Consider the following 18,691-nt stretch of genomic DNA (forward strand, 5'->3'; position numbering starts at 1 on the left):
AGATGTTTCCGCGAGCGCCACGCCGACAGGCGAGCGGCCCCGGCCGGCTCCCGATCCGCTCCGACTCCGATGCCGCTTGCGAGGCGCTCGGTTGGCCATGGGCGGCGCTGTCGGATCGGGCCGCGCCGCAGACCGCCTCCGTCCGGATGCCTAAGGAACGCGCGCCGTCCCGGCGCGGCATCCGCCTCCTTCAAGTCGTCGTCGGTCTCGCCGTTCTTGGCATGCTGGCGCTGGCGGGCGGCTTCCTTGCCTTCGTCGCCATGGTCGAGCAGGCGGAGCGGCCGAGCCTGGACGGCGTCGACGGCATCGTTGCCATGACCGGTGGCTCGCAGCGTGTCGGCGACGCCATCGACCTGCTCGCGGCCGGCCACGGAAAGCGGCTCCTGATCTCCGGCGTCAACGAGCGCACGACCCGCGACGAGATCGTCCGGCTCAACCCGTCCCAGGAGCAGTGGATCACCTGCTGCGTCGATCTCGATTACCGGGCACGCAACACCATCGGGAACGCCATCGAGACGCGGCGCTGGATGCGGCGCCACCGGTTCGAGACCGTCGCGGTCGTGACGTCGAGCTACCACATGCCCCGCACGCTCGTGGAATTGCGGCATGCCCTGCGCGATGGCGAGACGCTGATTCCTTACCCGGTCGTTGCCGACGGGCTCGATCTCGGGCGATGGTGGGCGGATCCGTCGGTCACGCGCCTACTCGGGGCCGAGTATCTCAAGTTTCTCATCGCCTGGGCGCGGACTCAAGTGGAGTCCGACCCGGAGCAGTCGCGCTTCGCCGTGCTGATCGGCCGCCGCCCGCCGGTCAAAGTCGTCGCCGAGCGCCTTCTGCGCGAGACGAACTGATCGTGAGGCGTTCGTTGGGCCCGCCCGATGCATCGGTCACAGGAGCGGCCGAAGCGAGAGCATCGCCTCCAGCACGGTCCTGACGCAGACCGGCTTCTCGAGCCGTCTCACTCCGGCGTAACGCGCGGGCAAGGCGGCTTCATCGTACCCGGTCACGATCAGGAGCGGCACCGCCCGCGCGATCAGTCGATCGGCGACGGCGTAAGAGCGCTCCCCCCGGAGATCGATGTTGAGAATCGCGCCGTCCACGATCGCCGGCGATTCGACGAGCGTCAGGGCGGCCCCGACGGTCGCGAACGGGCCGAGGACGATCGCCCCGGCGCTCCGCAAACCGCCACGAAGCTCGTCGGCCCAGAAGTAATCGTCCTCGGCGATCAGGACGCTGCGGCCGAGGAGGTCCCTGTCCGACACCATGGCACTCCCTGGGATCTAGTTCCGCTGGGTGCGGGCCATTCCTGCATGCGCGCGATTTTTTGGCAGCGCCAATCAATTGCCGGCGATAGGGGTGGGATAGCTGTCTCTTGCGCACCATCGCTTCGTGCAGCCGGCGCGCAGAAGTCGCATGTGTCCGGGTCGGGACAGGTCCCCTTCGAGCGCCGCACGAGACCCATGACGCCGCCTCTTCCTGCTCTGCGAAGGCGGTTCGGCGGAAGGCTTGTGAGGGGTACGCGGGCTCTATGGATCTGGCCGAGGATCTGGCCAAGACGGGACGGTTCATGCACAGGAGGCGCGTCGTCTCCTGTCCGCCTCGCCCTCGTCCCGACTGTCGCATGACCCTGGTCCGCCCGCCCGCACTCGAAGATTTCCGCCGCGTCGTCGTGAAGGTGGGCTCGGCTCTCCTCGTGGATCGTGCGCGCGGGCGCCTGCGCCACGCGTGGCTCGCCGCGCTCGCCGAAGACATCGCCGACCTGCACGGTCGTGGCGTCGACGTGGTGGTCGTTTCCTCCGGTGCGATCGCCCTCGGGCGCACGGTGCTGGGACTTCCCCCCGGAGCGCTGCGCCTGGAGGAGAGTCAGGCCTCAGCAGCGGTCGGGCAGATCGCGCTCGCCCGCTACTGGACCGAGGCGCTCGGCCACCACGACATCGTCGCGGGCCAGGTGCTGGTGACGCCCAAGGACACCGAGGAGCGTCGCCGCTACCTCAACGCCCGCGCGACCGTGCAGAAGCTGCTGGAAGTGCGTGCGGTTCCGGTCGTCAACGAGAACGACACGGTGGCCACCGCCGAGATCCGCTACGGCGACAACGACCGGCTGGCGGCGCGCGTCGCCACCATGATCGGCGCCGACGTGCTGGTGCTGTTCTCCGACATCGACGGCCTCTACACCGCACCGCCCCACAGCGATCCGCAGGCGCGCCACCTTCCGGTGGTCGAGCGGGTGACGCCGGAGATCGAGGCGATGGCGGGCGGCCCCGCCTCCGAACTGTCCCGCGGCGGCATGCGCACCAAGGTCGAGGCCGCCAAGATCGCCGCGAGCGGCGGGACCCACATGGTCATCGCCGACGGCCGCGGAAAGAACCCGCTGCGCGTCGTCCGCGAAGGCGGGCGCTGCACGTGGTTCCTGTCAGGCTCGACCCCCACCGCCGCGCGCAAGACCTGGATCGCCGGTTCTCTGGAAGCGTCCGGGACGCTGGTGGTCGATGCCGGCGCCGCCCGCGCGCTCGCGGGCGGGGCGAGCCTTCTACCGGTGGGCGTCACCGCCATCGAAGGCAGCTTCGCCAAGGGCGATACCGTGCTGATCCGAGGGCCGGAAGGGCGCATCCTGGGGCGGGGCCTCGTCGCCTACGACAGCGCGGATGCCGCCGCGATCATCGGACGCTCAAGCCGCGAGATTGCCGCCGCGTCAGTTCAGGCCGGACGCACGGAGATGATCCACCGCGACGATCTCGCCATGATCGGAACCTGACGCGACCTGTTCCAGTAGACCAAGTTAACATCGACGCTTGTTCAACCCCAAGGCGATGTGCAAAGGGGCGCAGGAGGGTGCATATGCACTCAAATGCCCAATCGCGCCGCCAGATCGGCGGCAGACAGGAAGCAGGAACGTGCCTGTCCTGAATCTCAAGTCCGGTTTCGCGGATTCCGACGACCTCGATACGCTGATGGCCGGCATCGGCAAGCGCGCGCGCGCCGCCGGCCGAGCGATGGCGCTCGCCCCGGCGCAGACCAAGGATCTGGCGCTGCGGGCCATCGCCGAGCAGATCCGCGTCAGCGCTCCGGCGATCCTGCGCGAGAACGCAAGGGATGTCTCCGCCGCGCAGGCCGCGGGTCAGACCAAGGCGATCATCGACCGGCTGACCCTGGACGAGAGCCGGGTCGCGGCCATCGCCGAGGCGGTGGAGAAGGTCGCGGGTCTGCCCGATCCGGTCGGGCGCCAGCTCGCCGCCTTCGAGCGGCCGAACGGCCTGCTGATCGAGCGCATCTCGGTGCCGCTCGGCGTCGTCGGCGTCATCTTCGAGAGCCGCCCCAACGTGACGGCCGATGCCGGCGCACTCTGCCTCAAGGCCGGCAATGCCGCGATTCTGCGCGCGGGCTCGGATTCCCACCGCACCGCGACCGCCATCGCCGCGGCGATGAGCGAGGGCCTCGCCCGCGCAGGTCTGCCGGCGGACGCGATCCAGCTCGTGCCGACCCGCGATCGCGCCGCGGTCGGCCTGATGCTCACCGGTCTCGGCGGCTGTGTCGACGTGATCGTGCCCCGCGGCGGGCGCAGCCTCGTGGAGCGGGTCCAGGCCGAGGCCAAGGTGCCAGTTTTCGCTCATCTCGACGGCATCTGCCACGTCTACGTCGCCGAGGGCGCCGACCTCGGCATGGCCCGCACCATCCTCCTCAACAGCAAGATGCGCCGCACCGGTATCTGCGGTGCCGCCGAGACGCTCCTGGTCGATGCGGCGGTGGCCAAGACTCATCTCAAGCCGCTGGTCGAGGCCTTGCTCGAAGCCGGCTGCGCCGTGCGCGGCGACGCGGAGACGCAAGGGGTCGATCCGCGGGTGACGCCCGCCGACGAGGCGGATTGGCGGACCGAGTATCTCGACGCGATCATCTCGGCGAAGGTGGTCGACGGGATCGACGCCGCGATCAGTCATATCGAGGCCAACGGCTCGCACCACACCGATGCGATCATTACCGACGACACCGAGGCCGCCGCGCGCTTCCTCAACGAGGTCGATTCGGCGATCGTGACGCACAACGCCTCGACGCAGTTCGCCGATGGCGGCGAGTTCGGCTTCGGCGCCGAGATCGGCATCGCCACCGGCCGGATGCACGCCCGCGGACCGGTCGGCGTCGAGCAGCTCACCACGTTCAAGTACCGGGTTCACGGCAGCGGCCAGACGCGGCCGTGACGGGCTGACGGCGGCTCCCCTGCGCGAACTCGCACTTCCGCCGGTCGTGCCCGGCCTGCGGGTCGGCCTCTACGGCGGCTCGTTCAACCCGGCACATGCCGGGCACCTGCATGTCAGCCGCACCGCCCTGCGACGCCTGCGGCTCGACTGGGTTTGGTGGCTCGTCACGCCCGGTAATCCGCTCAAGGATCACGGCCTGCTCGCACCGCTGGAGGAGCGCGTGGCGCGGGCGCGGGCGCTCGCGGCCGTCCCCCGCATTGCCGTCACCGGCTTCGAGGCGGGGATCGGCAGCCGCTACACCGCCGACACCCTGCGCTGGCTGGTCCGACGCCGGCCGAACGTCCATTTCGTGTGGATCATGGGGGCGGATTCGCTCGGTTCTCTGCATCGCTGGCGCCGCTTCGAGGAGATCCTGGCGCTGATGCCTGTCGCGGTGATCGACCGGCCGGGTCACACCCTGAAGGCCCCGGCGGCGCGAGCGGCACGGGCCTTCGCGGCGGCGCGAATTCCGGAGAGCGAGGCGGTGACGCTCGCCGGACGCCGGCCGCCGGCCTGGACCTTCCTGCACGGTCCGCGCTCCGAACTGTCCTCGACTGCGTTGCGGACGGGTGCGTAGGGCGTTACGCCCGCTTGAAAAGCCGGCCGAAAGCCGCCAATTTCAGCGCGTGGCGGCGTCGCCACAAACCGATTGCCGGGAAACGAGACCCTGTCCGCACACCTTCAGCCGGGAGCCGCCGGCTCCGACACCGAGTCCGCCTCCTCCGACGCCCTGAAGGCCCTGGCCCTCGGATGCCTCGACGAGATGAAGGCCGAGGAAACCGTCGAGATCGACCTCGCGGGCAAGACGTCGCTCGCCGACACGATGATTATCGCGTCCGGCCGCTCCCAGCGCCATGTCGGCTCGATCGCCGACAAGATCATCCAAGAGATGAAGGCGAAGGGGTTCGGCAATGCCCGCGTCGAGGGTATGCCGGCCTGCGATTGGGTGCTGATCGATGCGGGCGACATCCTCGTCCACATCTTCCGACCCGAGGTGCGCGGGTTCTACAACCTCGAGAAGATCTGGGGCGCGGACCGTCCGTCGGGCGCCCTCCTCGCGGGCTAAGGCTCACAGCATCGGGGCGAAGGCCACCGCGTCGCGCGCCTCGGTCTGATCCGTGAACTCCGCCTCCTGGCGCAGCAGGCGGCCCGCCCAAGCGTGGCGGATCTCCAGCACGAAGCGGAAGCTGCGGCTTCCGGTCTCGCTGTGGCTGACGGTCAGGATGCCCGGCGTGAGCCAGGACGGCAGCATCAGGCGGAACCCCGGCAGGTCGATGAAGTAGCGCTCGCTGCGGAAGACGAGCGCCCGATCCTCCACCAGAACACGCAGGCTCATACCGAGCCCGGCACCGACCCGCTCCTCCAGTCCGGTCGGTCCCCGGAAGCGCTTGGCCGAGTGGATCGCCTGCGGAAAGCCAGAGCCGCGAGCATAGAGCCGCGTCCAGATCTGACCGCTGCCGGCTCCGTCCTGCGTGACGGCGACGACGCTCGGCACATTGGCGATGCGGGCGGTCGGTAGCGGCGCGCCGACGAGGCGCAGGAACTGCGCCAGCAGCCAGCCGAGAGCGGTCAGATCTGTCTCGACCACCCGTCCGGCATAGACCGCGCTTTCCCCGGCGCCGAGCCGCTTGGTAAAGCGCCGCCGCACCGCCGGCGGCAATTGCGCCCAATCGGTCTCCGGGACGAGCGCGCGGAAGCGCAGATCGAACAGCTCGGCCGGGCGGCCCGGAGCGCTGACCGGAATGGCCATCTCGGCGGCGTTGCGCATCGAAGAGCCTCCTCAAACATCCTCGCCGAGGGCGAATCCCTCGGTGGTCAGGGCTCGGACTTCACGGGAAGGTAGCGGACGATCCGCCCGCCGAGCCGGATCAGCTTGGCCAGGGTGTTGTGGGGCACGCTCAGCATCTGCGCGTACCAGCCGTCGAGCGTCTGGGTGAAATCGAGCATCGCCTTGAGACGCCGGGAGGCCACGGCCCCGACCCGCGGATCCCCCTCGGCCTCGGCCACGCACTCGCGCAGGGCCTTGAGCGCGGGGTCGATCTCCCGCTCCTTGCGGCCGGCGGCGATGCGGGTGACCATCTCCCACAGGTCGGTCTCGGCGACGAAGAAGTCGCGCCGCTCGCCCATGACCGGCACCCGCCGGATCAGGTTCCAGGCCGCGAGCTCCTTCAGCGAATTCGAGACGTTGGACCGGGCGATACCGAGCGTGCCGGCGATGTCCTCCGCCGCCAGCGGCTTGTCGGAGAGGTAGAGCAGGGCATGGATCTGCGCGACGGAGCGGTTCACGCCCCACTGCCCGCCGAGATCGCCCCAGTGAAGGATGAAGCGCTCCACCGCCGGCGCGAGCTTTTGCGGCTGGTCTGAAATTTCTGTCATGACAGAAACTTCAGACCAAAAGAGATGGATGTCAAGCCGTCCCGTCCGTGAAAGCTCGGATGCTGAATCGCAAAACCGGATCGCCTTGTCTGGGCGAAAGAAAGCGTGCGACCCTTTAGGGGGACACTGCGAGCGTTGGATTGAAGGCGGTCGGTGAAACAGACCCCGCCACCGCATTAGGTGTAAAGCCGTCTGCTTGTTCCACGTAAAGGTGAAACGAATGCGGACGCTCGCTTCAACATCGGAAGCACAGCCATCGCGCATTTTAAATTGACACGCGGATGGACCGTCAGACGACGTTACGTTCGATTAAATCCATTTGTCCTACAGCCATCTTCGCATCTTGGCCTCAGCGAGGCCACGTGAGGGTGGGGGCGGCACGTGTCGGACAACCTGCGAGAGGCGCTCCGCCAAAAAGCGTTGGCCGAGATCGCCCTCCTCGACACGCCGCCCGAGCGCGAATTCGATGTGCTGGCCAAGCTCGCCCAACGCGTGCTTGGCACCGGCATGTCCTCGATCACCTTGATCGCGCCTGAACGGCAGTGGTTCAAGGCACGCTGCGGCCCACTGGCACCACAGACAACGCGAGCTCAGGCGTTCTGCCCTGTCGTCGTCGAGACTGAGGCGCCGCTTACCGTGGCGGACGCCCGCCTCGACCCTCGCTTCGCCGAAAGCCCGTTCGTCACCGGCGCTCCGAACATCCGCTACTACGCGGGCGTCCCGGTTCGCATCCAGCAGCCCGACGGGGATCGTGTGGCGATCGGCACGCTCTGCGTCCTCGATGCGCGGCCGCGTGATCCGACGCCGAACGACCTGGAGGTTCTGGAGGAGTTGGCCTGCGTCGCCGAAGCCCTGATCGAGGCCCGGGCTGTCGCCCTTCGCGCCGCAAAGGTTGCCGAGGAGCACCGCCTGGCCGTTGAGCGACTGGAGCGTGAACGTCGCCAGTTCAAGCAAGCCGAGCGCATGGCCGATATGGGCTCGTACCGGTACGACATCGAGAAGAAGTCAACGGCTTGGTCGGACGGCGTTTTCGCCATCCATGAACGGCCGGTCAGCGGTGGCGTGCCAAGCACGGGGCTCATCAACCACTTCCCCGAGCCCGACCGCACCGCGTTCGTCGACGCCGTGATGCGCACGCTGGACACCGGCGAACCGTTCGAAATGGACGCCGACTTCGTGACCGCTAAAGGCAACGCGCGGCGCGTGCGGTGTTCCTGCGAGATCGAGCTGTCCAAGGGCAAGCCGGTCGCCCTCATCGGTCTGATTCAGGACATCACAGAACGGCACGGCTTGGAGCAGCGCCTCCGCCACCAAGCCCGCACCGACGATCTGACCCAGTTGGCCAACCGGGCCGAGTTTCACCGTGTTCTCGATGCGCGGCTGCGAGAGGCGCGCGCCGCGAACGACGACGTGGCCGTGCTTCTGATCGACCTCGACGGCTTCAAAGGCGTCAACGACGTCCTCGGCCATGCCGCGGGCGACGCGGTGTTGCGCCATGTCGCCGATCGGCTGCGCGCCTCCTGCGACGACGGATGTCTTCCTGCACGGCTGGGGGGCGACGAGTTCGCGGTCGTGATGTCTGCCGATCTCGATCGTGTGGGCGTCGATCGGAAGGTGCGGCGCCTCTTGCACGACCTTGAGATCGTCGCGGGCGAGCACGGGCACATCGCCCGTGTGACGGGAACGATCGGCATCGCGTGGTCGAGCGCGGCCGCGCAGGACCGCGACGTGCTCCTTCGTCAGGCCGATGCTGCGCTCTACGCCGCCAAGCGCACCCGGAAGGGAACGGCGCAAACCTTTCAAATCGGTACCGACCACCGGCAGGCTGGTTGAGCGTGCCCTCGCCATGACGAGGCCGTGACGAGCGAGGTCACGCCGACAACAAGCCGATCAACAAAAGCTCCCGCTGCCGAGGTCATGCCAAGGGGACGTTTGCAGACGTGTGGTGGGTCGAAGCCGAAAATTCGTGCACGGGCGCATCGTCCAGGTCCGCTCGCCACCCTCCGAGAGCCTTCGCACCGTCAAAACTTGGGGCTGAGGTCCCTGGGCATAAAGCCTTTTTCCAGCCGATCAGAGAGTGGAAAAGCGGTAGGTCGTGCTCGACCTGAACGTTTCGCCCGGTCGCAGGACCATGCTCGGGAAGTTCGGATGGTTCGGCGCGTCGGGAAACCCTTGCGTCTCGAAACAGACACCGTCGCCCGAACGGTAGGTGCGCCCTGAAGGACCGACCAGGGAGCCGTCGAGGTTGTTGCCGCTGTAGAGCTGAAGCGCCGGCTGCGTCGTGGCGATAGCGAGGCGTCGCCCGCTCGCCGGGCAGTGGCAGGAGGCCGCCGGGCGCAGGGTGCCGGCTGGCCCCCGCAAGACGAAGGCGTGGTCGTAGCCGCCGGCCCGGACGATCTGCTCGTGGCCCTGGCGTATGCGCGCGCCGAGCGCGACCGGATCGCAGAAATCGAACGGCGTACCGGCAACCGGCGCCAAGTCTCCGGTCGGAATCTGCGTCGCATTGGTCGGGGCGTAGGCGTCGGCGCAAACCTGCACGACATGGTCCATCACATCGCCTGTACCTTCACCGGCGAGGTTGAAATAGCTGTGATTGGTCAGGTTCAGGACCGTCGGCCGGTCGGTGACGGCACGGTAATCGATGCGCAGGGTGCCGGCTTCGGGCAGGCTGTAGACAACCTCCACGTCGAGCCTGCCCGGAAAGCCCTCCTCGCCGTCGGGGCTGCGCCGTCGCAGCGCGAGTCGAGTCCCGTCCGCCTCCGTTGCCCGCCACAGGCGCCTGGAAAAACCCTCCGGGCCGCCATGCATGGTGTTGGGCGGCTCGTTGATCGGCAGCGCGTAGGTCGTCCCGTCGAGGGTGAAGCGGCCCCTCGCGATGCGATTGGCATAGCGCCCGGCGATCGCCCCGAAATGCGGGCTCACCGTCTCGTAGCCCGCCACCGTGTCGAGGGCGAGGACGACATTGGCCCATCGCCCCTCCCGGTCCGGCACCTCGATGGCGGTGACGACCGCACCGTAATCGATCACCTCGACCCGCAGGTCGTCGCGAAGGAGGGTATGCCGGGTGACGGTTTCGCCCGCCCGCGTCGTCCCGAATTTGTCCGGTCTCATCCGTCCCCCTCCTGCTGAGGATTGACGCGCGAGAGGCGGGGATGGTGGCAGGATCATCCGCGCCTTCCTGCGCGCAGATGCCATTCAGGCTGGGGTCGCCTCGGCTTTCGGAACTCCGGTATCGTCCGACAATTGCAGCCGGTGCAGCCGCGCATAGGTGCCCCCCGCCGCGACCAGTTCTTCGTGGCGGCCGAGTTCGATCACTCGGCCGGCCTCCAGCACGGCGATGCGGTCGGCCTCGCGCACGGTCGAGAGGCGATGGGCGATCACCAGCGTGGTGCGCCCCCGCATCAGCCGCTCCAACGCCTCCTGAACGAGATGCTCGGATTCCGAATCGAGGGCAGAGGTCGCCTCGTCGAGGAGCAGGATCGGCGCGTTCTTGAGGAAGGCGCGAGCGAGGGAGATGCGCTGGCGCTCGCCCCCCGAGAGGCGCCCGCCGCCCGGTCCGACGCGGAAGGCGTAGCCCTCGCTCAGCCGGGAAATGAAGCCATGCGCCGCCGCAGCGCTGGCTGCCGCCTCGATTTCCTCCTGCGAGGCACCGGGGCGGCCGAAGCCGATATTGGCGGCGATCGTGTCGTCGAACAGCACCACCTCCTGCGAGACCACCGCGATCGCCGAGCGCAGCGACGGGATTGTCACGTCGCGGATGTCGGTGCCGTCGATGAGGACGCGGCCCGCCGTCACGTCCTGAAGGCGTGGCACGAGGTTGAGCAGGGAGGATTTGCCCGAGCCCGAACGCCCGACGAGCGCCGTGGTCGAGCCTGCCGGCACCACGAGGTCGATTCCCTCCAGCGCGGGGGCGTCGGCCCGGTAGCGGAAATGCACGCCCTCGAAGCGGATTTCGCCCCGCGTCACCGTCAGCGGCCGGGCGGAGGGGACTTCGCGGATCGTCGGGGGCTCGTCCATCAGGGCAAAGTAGCGGGAGAGCGCGGCCGCGGCCTCCTGCAGGATGGCGTTGAGGGTCCCGAGCGCGCGGGCCGGTTGCGCTGCGAGCAGCAGGGCAGCGACGTAGCCGGTGAAGTCGCCCACCGTGCGGTCGCCCGACATCACCCGCTGGCCCACCAGCACCAGCACGCCCGCCACCGCGAGGCCGCCGCCGATCTCCATCAGGGGATCGAGCCGGCCGCGGGCATTGGCCGCCTTCATCTTGAGGCGGCGCACCTCGTCGAGCGCCTGCGCCGCCCGGCCCTTGAGGTAGCCTTCGAGCGCGTAGGTCTTGGCGACGCGGGCGCCCTGCAGGCTCTCGGTGATGAGGCTCGCGGTGGCGCCCATCTGCTCCTGCGTCGTGGTCGAGACCTGCCGCAACCGCTTGCCGATGCGGTTGACCGGCCCGGCGACGAGCGGCGCCGTCACCGCGGCGGCGAGCGTCAGCAGCGGGTCCATCCAGATCAGCGCGATCACCAAAGCGGCCAGCATGGCGACGTCGCGCAGCAGCACCGTCGAGATGCGGGTCAACGCCTCCTTGATGAAGGCGAAGTCGGTGGTGAAGCGCTGCGTGAAGGCCGCCGGGCTCTCGCGGCCGAGCTGGGCCAGGTCGGCATCGATCAGGTGGGCGTAGAGCGCCGCCTGCATGTCGGCCTCGACGCGGGTGACGACCCGGTTGGTCAGCACCGTCTGCCCGAACAGGGCGAAGCCGCGGGCCGAGGTGACGGCGATGACGATGAGCGGGCCGTAGGCCAACGCCCCCATATCCTTGCGGTCGAAGGCGTCGAAGGCGGCCTTGATCAGGGCGGGATAGAGCCCGGTCGCCGCACCGACGATGGTGATGAGCACGAGCACCACCGCCAGCGTCGCCCGGTGGGGCGAGAGCCATTCCCGCCAGAGCCGCCCGAGCAGGGGAAGGGTGTCGCCCCTCAGGAGTGGCCGGCGCGCCATGCTGTACCGTGTCTGTGCTGACCCCGGCGGGAACGCCGGGGCCCGCGGTGTTTGCCGCCGTGAGGGCTCGGGATCAAGCGGAGCCGCCGTCAGTCGCGCTCGCCGCCGCGCCGAGACCGGCCGCTCCCGGCACCGCCAGCCCCGCCATCACAAGACCCGTCACGCGGTTCTTGGCCCTGGGATATCTCCGATCGTCAGAGGGCATCTGCCCTGTCTTGCGACGATGCGTCCGTCTGCTCTCCGGCATGAGTCCCGTCGTCTCCGGATGTGTCTGCACCCTGAAAGCTTGTCCATGTTTCGCGCACCAACTTGGCGATGTGATAATGTTACATTACTACGCGCGGCAGGCGGAGGAGCTTCGGTATGGGACGGTTGGTGGGGCGAGGGTTCATGCGGCGCGGGTTGGCGGCCGCTATTCTGCTGCTCGTCGGCCTCGCCCCGTCGCTGGCGGCGGCGCAGGATGCGCGGCTGAAGGCGGTGGCGACCTTCTCGATCCTGGCCGACCTCGTGGCGCAGGTCGGCGGGGACCGGGTCGCGGTGACGAGCCTCGTCGGACCGGATGCGGACGCGCACGGCTATTCCCCGGCACCGGGCGATGCCCGACGGGTGGCCGAGGCCAACCTCGTGGTCGTCAACGGCCTCGGTTTCGAGGGCTGGCTGGAGCGGCTCATCAAGGCGTCTGGCACCAAGGCGCCGGTCGTCGTCGCCTCAAAGGGCGTGAAGACCATCGCCGGCAGCCACGACCACGACGACCACGGACATGATCACGGCGAGGGCGACCACGCCGACCCGCATGCGTGGCAGAACGTGGCGAACGTGAAGCTCTACGTCGCCAACATCCGCGACGGCCTGAGCGCCGCCGATCCGGCTCATGCCAGCCTCTACGCCGCCAACGCCGCTGCCTACAGCGCGAAGCTCGACGCGCTGGACGCGGAGATCCGCGCCGAGCTGGCGAAAATTCCGGAGGAACGGCGTCGCATCATCACCACCCACGATTCCTTCGGCTATTTCAGCGCCGCCTACGGCATGCGCTTCCTGGCACCCCAGGGCGTCTCGACGGACAGCGAGGCCGGCCCGAAGGACGTCGCCCGCATCATCCGCCAGATCCGCCGCGACAAGGTGCCGGCGGTGTTTGTGGAATCGATCGCCGATCCGCGGCTGATGCAGCAGATCGCCCGCGAGAGCGGGGCCAAGGTCGGCGGCCGGATCTATTCCGACGCACTGAGCGCGCCCGGCGGGCCGGCGCCGGGATATCTGGAAATGATGCGCGCGAATCTTACCGCGTTTCGCGAGGCGCTGAGTTGAGAACCTACCCGCCGGTCATCGGCGGGAAGAACGCGATCTCCTGCGCGCCGGCGATGGCGCTGGCGGGCTTGGCGTGAACCCGGTCGATTGCCGCGCGCACCACGCCCTCGTTCTCGAAGGCATAGGCGTATTCCTCGCCCCGCGTCTTCAGCCAGCCGATCAGGTCGGCGACGGTGGCGACGCCGTCCGGCGGGCTCACCGTCTCGTCGGGCTTGCCGACGCGCTCGCGCACCCAGGCGAAATAGACGAGCTTCATCTCACACTCACTTCCAAAGCCGTCATGGCGAGGCTGAGCCGAATCCAGGGCGCCGCATCATCCGAAAATGCCACGAGCTGGATCGCTTCGCATTCGCTCGCGATGACGCACGCGTCAGCGCGGATCGTCGATCACGTGCCGGATCCCGGCCCTCATGTAGTCCCAGCCGGTGTAGAGCGTGAGGGCGGCGGCGAGCCAGAGCAGGACGATCCCGGCGGTGAGGCTGCCGGGAATCAGGGTCTCGCCGGCCGGGCCGGCCACGAGGAAGCCGAGGGCGATGAGCTGCACCGTCGTCTTCCACTTGGCGATGCGGCTGACCGGCAGGCCGACCTTCAGCTCCGCCAGATACTCGCGCAGGCCCGAGACCAGCACCTCGCGACACAGGATGACGATGGCCGCCCAGAGCGACATGCCGGCGATGGTTCGGTCGGCGGCCAACATCAACAGTAGGGCGGCAACGAGGAGCTTGTCGGCGATCGGGTCGAGCATCCGCCCCAGCGCCGAACTCTGCGCCCAGGCGCGGGCGACGTAGCCGTCGAGATAATCGGTAATCGCGGCCGCCACGAACACGCCGAAGGCCGCCCAGCGGGCGGCGATCTCGTCGGGCCAGAACAGCAGGACGACGACGATCGGGACCGCAACGAGACGGCCGTAGGTGAGGCAGTTCGCGAGCGTCCAGGCCTGCGATCGGCGTCGGGGAAGGACGGCGTTCATCGACGGGGTGAAATCATGCGGCGCCTGAGGCGTCAACCGCGTCGGGCCCGCGTCGGGCACAGGCTCTGTCGGCAGGGGGCTCGGCAAAGGGCTCGGCAAGGGGGTTCGGCTCAAGCGTTGGCGTGGAAGAAGTCGTAGACCGCCCGCGCAGTGGCGGCGTTGACGCCCGGCGCCTTGGCGAGATCCTCCAAGGCGGCCCGCTGGATGGCCTTCACGGTACCGAAATGGTGCAGCAGCGCGCGCTTGCGAGTGGGGCCGATGCCGGCGATCTCGTCGAGCGGGTTCTTGGTCATCTCGCGCTTGCGCCGGGCCCGGTGGGTGCCGATGGCGAAGCGGTGGGCCTCGTCGCGCAGGCGCTGGACGAAGTAGAGCACGGGGTCGCGCGGCGGCAGCTTGAACGGGCTGCGGCCGGGCACGAAGAAGGTCTCGCGCCCGGCATCGCGGTCGCGGCCCTTGGCGATGCCGACAAGCGGCACGTCGATCACGCCGATCTCGGCAAGCGAGGCGCGGGCGGCCTCGAGCTGCCCGGCACCGCCATCGATCAGCACGAGGTCGGGCCAAGCGGGGAAGGCGTCGGGATCCTCGAAGACGGCCTCGGTCGCGGCCGGCACCGCCCCATCCTCGGCCGCAGCCTGCGGCTCGCCGACCTCCGCCTCGCGCGCGGTGCGCGGCGCCTCCTTGGCCAGCCGCTTGAAGCGGCGAGTCAGCACTTCGCGCATCATCCCGAAATCGTCGCCGGGTGAGAGCTCCTCCGACTTGATGTTGAAGGTGCGGTAATGCGTCTTCATGAAGCCGGTCGGGCCGGCGACGATCATGCCACCGACCGCAGCGGTGCCGGAGATGTGCGAGTTGTCGTAGACCTCGACGCGCCGCGGCGGCTTGTCGAGGCCGAAGGCCTGTCCCAGCGCGGTGAGCAGCTTGCCCTGCGAGGCGGTGTCGGCGAGGCGGCGGCCCAGGGCCTCCTTGGCGTTGCGCTGCGCGTAATCGACGAGGTTCTTGCGCTCGCCCCGCTGCGGCCGGTGGACCTCGACCCGGTGCTCGACCCGGCTCGACAGGGCCGCGGCCATCAGTTCGGCGTCCTCGATCGTGTGGCTGACGAGGACGAGCCTGGGGGCGGGCTTGTCGTCGTAGAATTGCGAGATGAACGAGGCCAGCACCTCGTCGGCGCTCATGGACCGGTCGGCCTTCGGAAAGTAGGCGCGGTTGCCCCAGTTCTGGAAGTTGCGGAAGAAGAACACCTCAATGCAGAACTGGCCGGCCTGCTCGTCGAGGGCAAACACGTCGGCCTCCTCCACGCCCTGCGTGTTCACACCCTGCGTGCCCTGGATCGCCGAGAGCGCGGCGATACGGTCGCGGAAGCGGGCGGCGCGCTCGAACTCCAGATTCTCGGAGGCCGCCTGCATCTCCTCGCGCATCCGGTCCTTCACCGCATTCGACTTGCCGGAGAGGAAGGCACGGGCGTTGTCGGCGAGCCCGGTATAGTCCTCGAGCGCGATTTCGCCGGTGCAGGGGCCGGAGCAGCGCTTGATCTGGTAGAGCAGGCAGGGCCGGGTGCGGTTCTCGTAATAGCTGTCGGAGCAGGTGCGCAGCAGGAAGGCGCGCTGGAGCGCATTGACCGTGCGGTTGACCGCCCAGACATTGGCGAAGGGGCCGTAATAATTGCCCTTGCGGCGCCGTGCGCCGCGGTGCTTGACGACCTGCGGCGCCGGCCCGTCGCTGGTGAGCAGGATGTAGGGGAACGACTTGTCGTCGCGCATCAGCACGTTGAAGCGCGGCTTCAACTGTTTGATGAGGTTGGCTTCGAGAAGGAGCGCCTCGGTCTCGGTCGCAGTGGTGACGAACTCCATCGCCGCCGTCTGCGCGATCATGCGGGCGATACGGTTGGAATGCGCCTGACCGCGGGCATAGGAGCCGACGCGGTTCTTCAGGTTCTTGGCCTTGCCGACGTAGAGGACGTCGCCCTTGTGGTCGAACATCCGGTAGACGCCGGGCGAGGTCGGCAGGGTCGTCCAGAAGCGGCGGATGATCTCCGTGCCGGCTTGGACCGCGCCCGGCTCGAAGTCGAAGTCGATCTCGGGCGCCTCATCGAGGGAGGGCGCCTCGTTCTCGTCCTCGTCGAACCCGTCGGGCGGGACGTCGTCGAAGGCGGATCGGGTCGCGCGGCTCATAGCCCCGATGTAGGCCGCGACGATTCCGGTTGGAAGGGCCGTCGAACGCGCCGCGGCGATGCGGTCCGTCAATCGAACAGGGCGTCGATGTCCGACTGATCGACGTGGCCCGGATCGTCCTCAAGCTTCGGACCGTTCAGCAGCGAGCTCTCGTCGTTCTCGTCCACCGCGGCGGTCTCGACGGCGAGCAGATCGCGGAAGCCGTCGAGGCTGCTCCAGGCTTCGATGACACGGTCGAGATGCTCCTCGACGAACTTGAGCACGCCGACGATCTTGCTGATGCGCTGGCCGGTCAGGTCCTGGAAGTTGCAGGCCTCGTAGGCGGCGATGACGTTGTCGAGGATGCCGTCGACATTCTCCTGGGCAGCCTTGGTCAGGCGCATCCCACGCATCATGTTGGCGTTGGTCTCGATCTTCTCGATGCTGCCGAGGATCGTCGAGGTGGCCTGCTCGGTCGATTCGACCACGGCATCGAGCTCGCCCGCGACGCGGCGCATGCCCTTGCCCGTGGTCTCCGAGCGGTGAAGGCTGGCGATCTCCGACTTGGTGCGGGTGATCGCCTCCTTCATCACTTCGAGTTCGTGGCGCATGGCGAACGCCTCGCCGAGTTCCCGGCGGCAGGCCTCGATGGTCTCGCCGGCGCTCGCCTGGGTGATGCGGCGAAGATCGTTGATCGCCGTCAGGATCTCTTCGAGGCGCGGGTTCGGCAGCGCCTCCGAAGCGGCCGCAGAGATGCCGGCCGCCGGAACGGGCAAGCCCAGGCTTTCCTCGATGCGGTAGCGCTTGGTGATCATCGGTCGGACGGGCCTTCGGGAACGGATCTCATCCGTCACATTCCCGTGCAGTGGTTTCGATTTGCTGAAAGTTTGCGGGCGATCGCAGCCATTTACCGCCCGTTGACGACGAGCGGTGGTTTCCGGGAGCCCGACCGGCAGGCTGGGTGATTCACCACGTTCGTTCATCGCCTGCACGGCCAAAGCCGAAAAACTCCCGCATCACGGGTGAAGGGCGGGAGTTTCGGGATGCGGGCGAAGTGGAGCGTGGCGCTGACGGCGCTCGCCATCGCAGGAGGATGCGGGCCGGCGATGGCTCAGGCCGAGCCGGGCCGGTACGGTGGCGGCTTCATCGAGTACCTGATGACCGGAGATGCGCAGGGGCCGGGCCGGCGCCCCGCCGTCGACGGCTACGGTGCCCTCGGCGAACCTCGTCCCGTTGCCCTGGCGCAGCCGCGCGCCCGGTTCGCGGCGCTGCCGACCAGCCCGGCGCCCGAGGACGTCGCGATCGCGCGGACGGTCGATCCCCGCTACGCCCGACAGGTCGTCGCTTATGACGGGCCAGGACGGGCCGGCCAGATCGTAATCGATACGAACGCCAAGTATCTGTACCTGATCCAGCCCGGCGGCCAAGCGATCCGCTACGGCATCGGTGTCGGACGGCCGGGCTTCGTCTGGACCGGCGCGAAGACCATCACCGCCAAGCGGGAATGGCCGGATTGGACGCCGCCCGCGGAGATGTTGCGCCGCCGCCCGGATCTGCCGCGGCACATGACCGGCGGACCGGAGAACCCGCTCGGGGCGCGGGCGATGTATCTCGGCACCTCGCTCTACCGCATCCACGGCACCAACGAGCCGCACACGATCGGACAGAACGTGTCCTCGGGTTGCATCCGCATGATGAACGAGGACGTGATCGATCTCTACGAGCGGACACCGGTCGGGACGCGCGTCGAGGTGATCTGAGTTTCTTCCCCAAACGAGAAAGCCCGGCACCGGGAGACCGGCACCGGGCTTTTTTTAGGCCCTCAGCGTATCCAAGCGGGATTAGGCCCAGTCGTCATCCCCGCCATCGCCGAGGTCGCCGCCGAAATCGTCGCCGCCACCACCGAACGAGGCGTCCTGGAAACCGCCGTCCCCTCCGCCGAGCGCGGAACCGAGATCCTGGTCGCCGCCAGCGAAGGCACCGCCGCCGGTCTCACCGCCCGTCAAGCCTGCCGCCTGCGCGCTGCCGAGTGCGGAATGGCCGCCTGCGAAGGCGTTGGAGAGGGCGCTGCCGAGGAGCATGCCGCCTGCCGCACCGGCCGCCATCGGAAGGGCGGTTGCAAGGAAGCCGCCGCCGCGGGCCGGCTGCTGGGGCTGTCCGCCCCACGGTCCGCCCTGCTGGGGACCGCCATAACCCGGCTGGCCGTAACCGGGCTGGGGCCCGCCCTGCGGTCCGCCGTAGCCACCCTGCTGGCCGTAGCCGCCCTGCTGGCCCCAGGCTTGACCGGCCGGACGCTGCGGCTCGGAGCGCTGACCGCCGCCGAAGATGCTCGAGAGGAAGCCGCCGCCGCCGGAAGGCTGAGACTGCGCCTGGGAACGGGCCTGTTCGAGCTGCTGGTTGAGACTCTTGATCGCCTCCTCCTGCACGTAGATCAATTGAGCCATCGCGTAGGGGGCGTAGGGCTGATTGCGCAGCTTATCGGCGATGAAACGTTCGGCATCGGCGTCCCGGGGCTGTCCGGACGCCTGCTCCAGGCGCTGGAAGATGCCGTTGATGATGTCGCGTTCTTCGCTGTTCATGGAGACGTCCTCCTGAAGGCGCCGACGGCCTCGTCACCGCACGGCGGCTAGGAGATGGGGACCGGTCGAGCTTTTGTCAGGGGGCCGGATGTCGAT

General features: G+C 68.6%; 18 protein-coding genes. 8 read left to right on the top strand and 10 right to left on the bottom strand.

Features of this window, described 5'->3' with window-relative positions; translation table 11 throughout:
- The first annotated feature begins 146 nt into the window (after positions 1–146).
- Positions 147–851, top strand: coding sequence for a YdcF family protein (locus MFF24_RS03410; RefSeq protein WP_238222376.1), 705 nt, complete (start codon positions 147–149; stop codon positions 849–851).
- Positions 852–887: 36 nt separating this feature from the next.
- On the opposite strand, the gene MFF24_RS03415 is transcribed toward MFF24_RS03410, so the two are convergent.
- A complete protein-coding gene (locus MFF24_RS03415) occupies positions 888–1,265 on the bottom strand; it encodes a response regulator (protein ID WP_238222383.1) in 378 nt (125 codons plus the stop codon).
- 356 nt (positions 1,266–1,621) lie between these two features.
- On the opposite strand from MFF24_RS03415, the gene proB reads away from it, so the two are divergent.
- From proB to rsfS, 4 genes are all read left to right on the top strand, one after another.
- Positions 1,622–2,755: a glutamate 5-kinase gene (gene proB, locus MFF24_RS03420; protein ID WP_133088341.1), complete on the top strand. Its 1,134-nt coding sequence runs from the start codon at positions 1,622–1,624 to the stop codon at positions 2,753–2,755.
- 139 nt (positions 2,756–2,894) lie between these two features.
- Complete coding sequence (locus tag MFF24_RS03425; RefSeq protein WP_238222384.1) at positions 2,895–4,193, top strand: glutamate-5-semialdehyde dehydrogenase; 1,299 nt, start codon at positions 2,895–2,897, stop codon at positions 4,191–4,193.
- Positions 4,194–4,248: 55 nt separating this feature from the next.
- Positions 4,249–4,809, top strand: a complete 561-nt coding sequence (locus MFF24_RS03430; protein WP_238222898.1) for a nicotinate-nucleotide adenylyltransferase — start codon at positions 4,249–4,251, stop codon at positions 4,807–4,809.
- 186 nt (positions 4,810–4,995) lie between these two features.
- Positions 4,996–5,298 carry a ribosome silencing factor gene (rsfS, locus tag MFF24_RS03435; protein WP_003600601.1) on the top strand — a complete coding sequence of 101 codons (303 nt, stop codon included), beginning with the start codon at positions 4,996–4,998 and terminating at the stop codon, positions 5,296–5,298.
- 3 nt (positions 5,299–5,301) lie between these two features.
- Here rsfS and MFF24_RS03440 read toward each other — a convergent pair whose 3' ends face one another.
- Positions 5,302–6,000, bottom strand: coding sequence for a DUF4166 domain-containing protein (locus MFF24_RS03440; protein ID WP_238222386.1), 699 nt, complete (start codon positions 5,998–6,000; stop codon positions 5,302–5,304).
- 47 nt (positions 6,001–6,047) lie between these two features.
- Positions 6,048–6,608: a GbsR/MarR family transcriptional regulator gene (locus MFF24_RS03445; RefSeq protein WP_238222388.1), complete on the bottom strand. Its 561-nt coding sequence runs from the start codon at positions 6,606–6,608 to the stop codon at positions 6,048–6,050.
- A gap of 381 nt (positions 6,609–6,989) precedes the next feature.
- Between MFF24_RS03445 and MFF24_RS03450 the strand changes: the two genes are divergently transcribed.
- Positions 6,990–8,441: a diguanylate cyclase domain-containing protein gene (locus MFF24_RS03450; protein ID WP_238222397.1), complete on the top strand. Its 1,452-nt coding sequence runs from the start codon at positions 6,990–6,992 to the stop codon at positions 8,439–8,441.
- Positions 8,442–8,678: 237 nt separating this feature from the next.
- Here MFF24_RS03450 and MFF24_RS03455 read toward each other — a convergent pair whose 3' ends face one another.
- Complete coding sequence (locus MFF24_RS03455) at positions 8,679–9,719, bottom strand: aldose epimerase family protein (protein WP_238222398.1); 1,041 nt, start codon at positions 9,717–9,719, stop codon at positions 8,679–8,681.
- A gap of 84 nt (positions 9,720–9,803) precedes the next feature.
- On the bottom strand, positions 9,804–11,594 hold the full coding sequence (locus MFF24_RS03460) for an ABC transporter ATP-binding protein (RefSeq protein ID WP_238222400.1): 1,791 nt from the start codon (positions 11,592–11,594) through the stop codon (positions 9,804–9,806).
- A gap of 390 nt (positions 11,595–11,984) precedes the next feature.
- Here MFF24_RS03460 and MFF24_RS03465 point away from each other — a divergent pair, with 390 nt between their 5' ends.
- A complete protein-coding gene (locus MFF24_RS03465; RefSeq protein ID WP_238222900.1) occupies positions 11,985–12,899 on the top strand; it encodes a metal ABC transporter substrate-binding protein in 915 nt (304 codons plus the stop codon).
- 4 nt (positions 12,900–12,903) lie between these two features.
- On the opposite strand, the gene moaD is transcribed toward MFF24_RS03465, so the two are convergent.
- From moaD to MFF24_RS03485, 4 genes are all read right to left on the bottom strand, one after another.
- Entirely contained in the window at positions 12,904–13,155 is a 252-nt protein-coding gene (gene moaD / locus MFF24_RS03470) for a molybdopterin converting factor subunit 1 (RefSeq protein WP_133088334.1), read from the bottom strand.
- Positions 13,156–13,269: 114 nt separating this feature from the next.
- Positions 13,270–13,869: a CDP-diacylglycerol--glycerol-3-phosphate 3-phosphatidyltransferase gene (gene pgsA / locus MFF24_RS03475; RefSeq protein ID WP_108940739.1), complete on the bottom strand. Its 600-nt coding sequence runs from the start codon at positions 13,867–13,869 to the stop codon at positions 13,270–13,272.
- 110 nt (positions 13,870–13,979) lie between these two features.
- Positions 13,980–16,037 carry an excinuclease ABC subunit UvrC gene (gene uvrC, locus MFF24_RS03480; RefSeq protein ID WP_238222903.1) on the bottom strand — a complete coding sequence of 686 codons (2,058 nt, stop codon included), beginning with the start codon at positions 16,035–16,037 and terminating at the stop codon, positions 13,980–13,982.
- 68 nt (positions 16,038–16,105) lie between these two features.
- Positions 16,106–16,831, bottom strand: coding sequence for a protein phosphatase CheZ (locus MFF24_RS03485; RefSeq protein WP_108940740.1), 726 nt, complete (start codon positions 16,829–16,831; stop codon positions 16,106–16,108).
- Positions 16,832–17,059: 228 nt separating this feature from the next.
- Here MFF24_RS03485 and MFF24_RS03490 point away from each other — a divergent pair, with 228 nt between their 5' ends.
- Positions 17,060–17,776, top strand: coding sequence for a L,D-transpeptidase (locus MFF24_RS03490; protein WP_238222401.1), 717 nt, complete (start codon positions 17,060–17,062; stop codon positions 17,774–17,776).
- An 81-nt stretch (positions 17,777–17,857) separates the two neighbouring features.
- Here the strand turns inward: MFF24_RS03490 and MFF24_RS03495 are convergent, their stop codons facing one another.
- Positions 17,858–18,595, bottom strand: coding sequence for a DUF2076 domain-containing protein (locus MFF24_RS03495; protein ID WP_238222402.1), 738 nt, complete (start codon positions 18,593–18,595; stop codon positions 17,858–17,860).
- Between the last annotated feature and the right edge of the window lie 96 nt (positions 18,596–18,691).

Origin of the sequence: Methylorubrum aminovorans (genome assembly GCF_022179725.1) — a bacterium.
In the GTDB taxonomy this organism is placed as follows: domain Bacteria; phylum Pseudomonadota; class Alphaproteobacteria; order Rhizobiales; family Beijerinckiaceae; genus Methylobacterium; species Methylobacterium aminovorans.

What these genes read in the sequence shown, in the direction of transcription:
- MFF24_RS03410 (WP_238222376.1), top strand. Translation starts at nt 147, where the DNA reads ATGCCTAAGGAACGCGCGCCGTCCCGGCGCGGCATCCGCCTCCTTCAA.
- MFF24_RS03415 (WP_238222383.1), bottom strand. Translation starts at nt 1,265, where the DNA reads ATGGTGTCGGACAGGGACCTCCTCGGCCGCAGCGTCCTGATCGCCGAG.
- proB (WP_133088341.1), top strand. Translation starts at nt 1,622, where the DNA reads ATGACCCTGGTCCGCCCGCCCGCACTCGAAGATTTCCGCCGCGTCGTC.
- rsfS (WP_003600601.1), top strand. Translation starts at nt 4,996, where the DNA reads ATGAAGGCCGAGGAAACCGTCGAGATCGACCTCGCGGGCAAGACGTCG.
- MFF24_RS03440 (WP_238222386.1), bottom strand. Translation starts at nt 6,000, where the DNA reads ATGCGCAACGCCGCCGAGATGGCCATTCCGGTCAGCGCTCCGGGCCGC.
- MFF24_RS03445 (WP_238222388.1), bottom strand. Translation starts at nt 6,608, where the DNA reads ATGACAGAAATTTCAGACCAGCCGCAAAAGCTCGCGCCGGCGGTGGAG.
- MFF24_RS03455 (WP_238222398.1), bottom strand. Translation starts at nt 9,719, where the DNA reads ATGAGACCGGACAAATTCGGGACGACGCGGGCGGGCGAAACCGTCACC.
- MFF24_RS03460 (WP_238222400.1), bottom strand. Translation starts at nt 11,594, where the DNA reads ATGGCGCGCCGGCCACTCCTGAGGGGCGACACCCTTCCCCTGCTCGGG.
- MFF24_RS03465 (WP_238222900.1), top strand. Translation starts at nt 11,985, where the DNA reads ATGCGGCGCGGGTTGGCGGCCGCTATTCTGCTGCTCGTCGGCCTCGCC.
- moaD (WP_133088334.1), bottom strand. Translation starts at nt 13,155, where the DNA reads ATGAAGCTCGTCTATTTCGCCTGGGTGCGCGAGCGCGTCGGCAAGCCC.
- pgsA (WP_108940739.1), bottom strand. Translation starts at nt 13,869, where the DNA reads ATGAACGCCGTCCTTCCCCGACGCCGATCGCAGGCCTGGACGCTCGCG.
- uvrC (WP_238222903.1), bottom strand. Translation starts at nt 16,037, where the DNA reads ATGAGCCGCGCGACCCGATCCGCCTTCGACGACGTCCCGCCCGACGGG.
- MFF24_RS03485 (WP_108940740.1), bottom strand. Translation starts at nt 16,831, where the DNA reads ATGATCACCAAGCGCTACCGCATCGAGGAAAGCCTGGGCTTGCCCGTT.
- MFF24_RS03490 (WP_238222401.1), top strand. Translation starts at nt 17,060, where the DNA reads ATGCGGGCGAAGTGGAGCGTGGCGCTGACGGCGCTCGCCATCGCAGGA.
- MFF24_RS03495 (WP_238222402.1), bottom strand. Translation starts at nt 18,595, where the DNA reads ATGAACAGCGAAGAACGCGACATCATCAACGGCATCTTCCAGCGCCTG.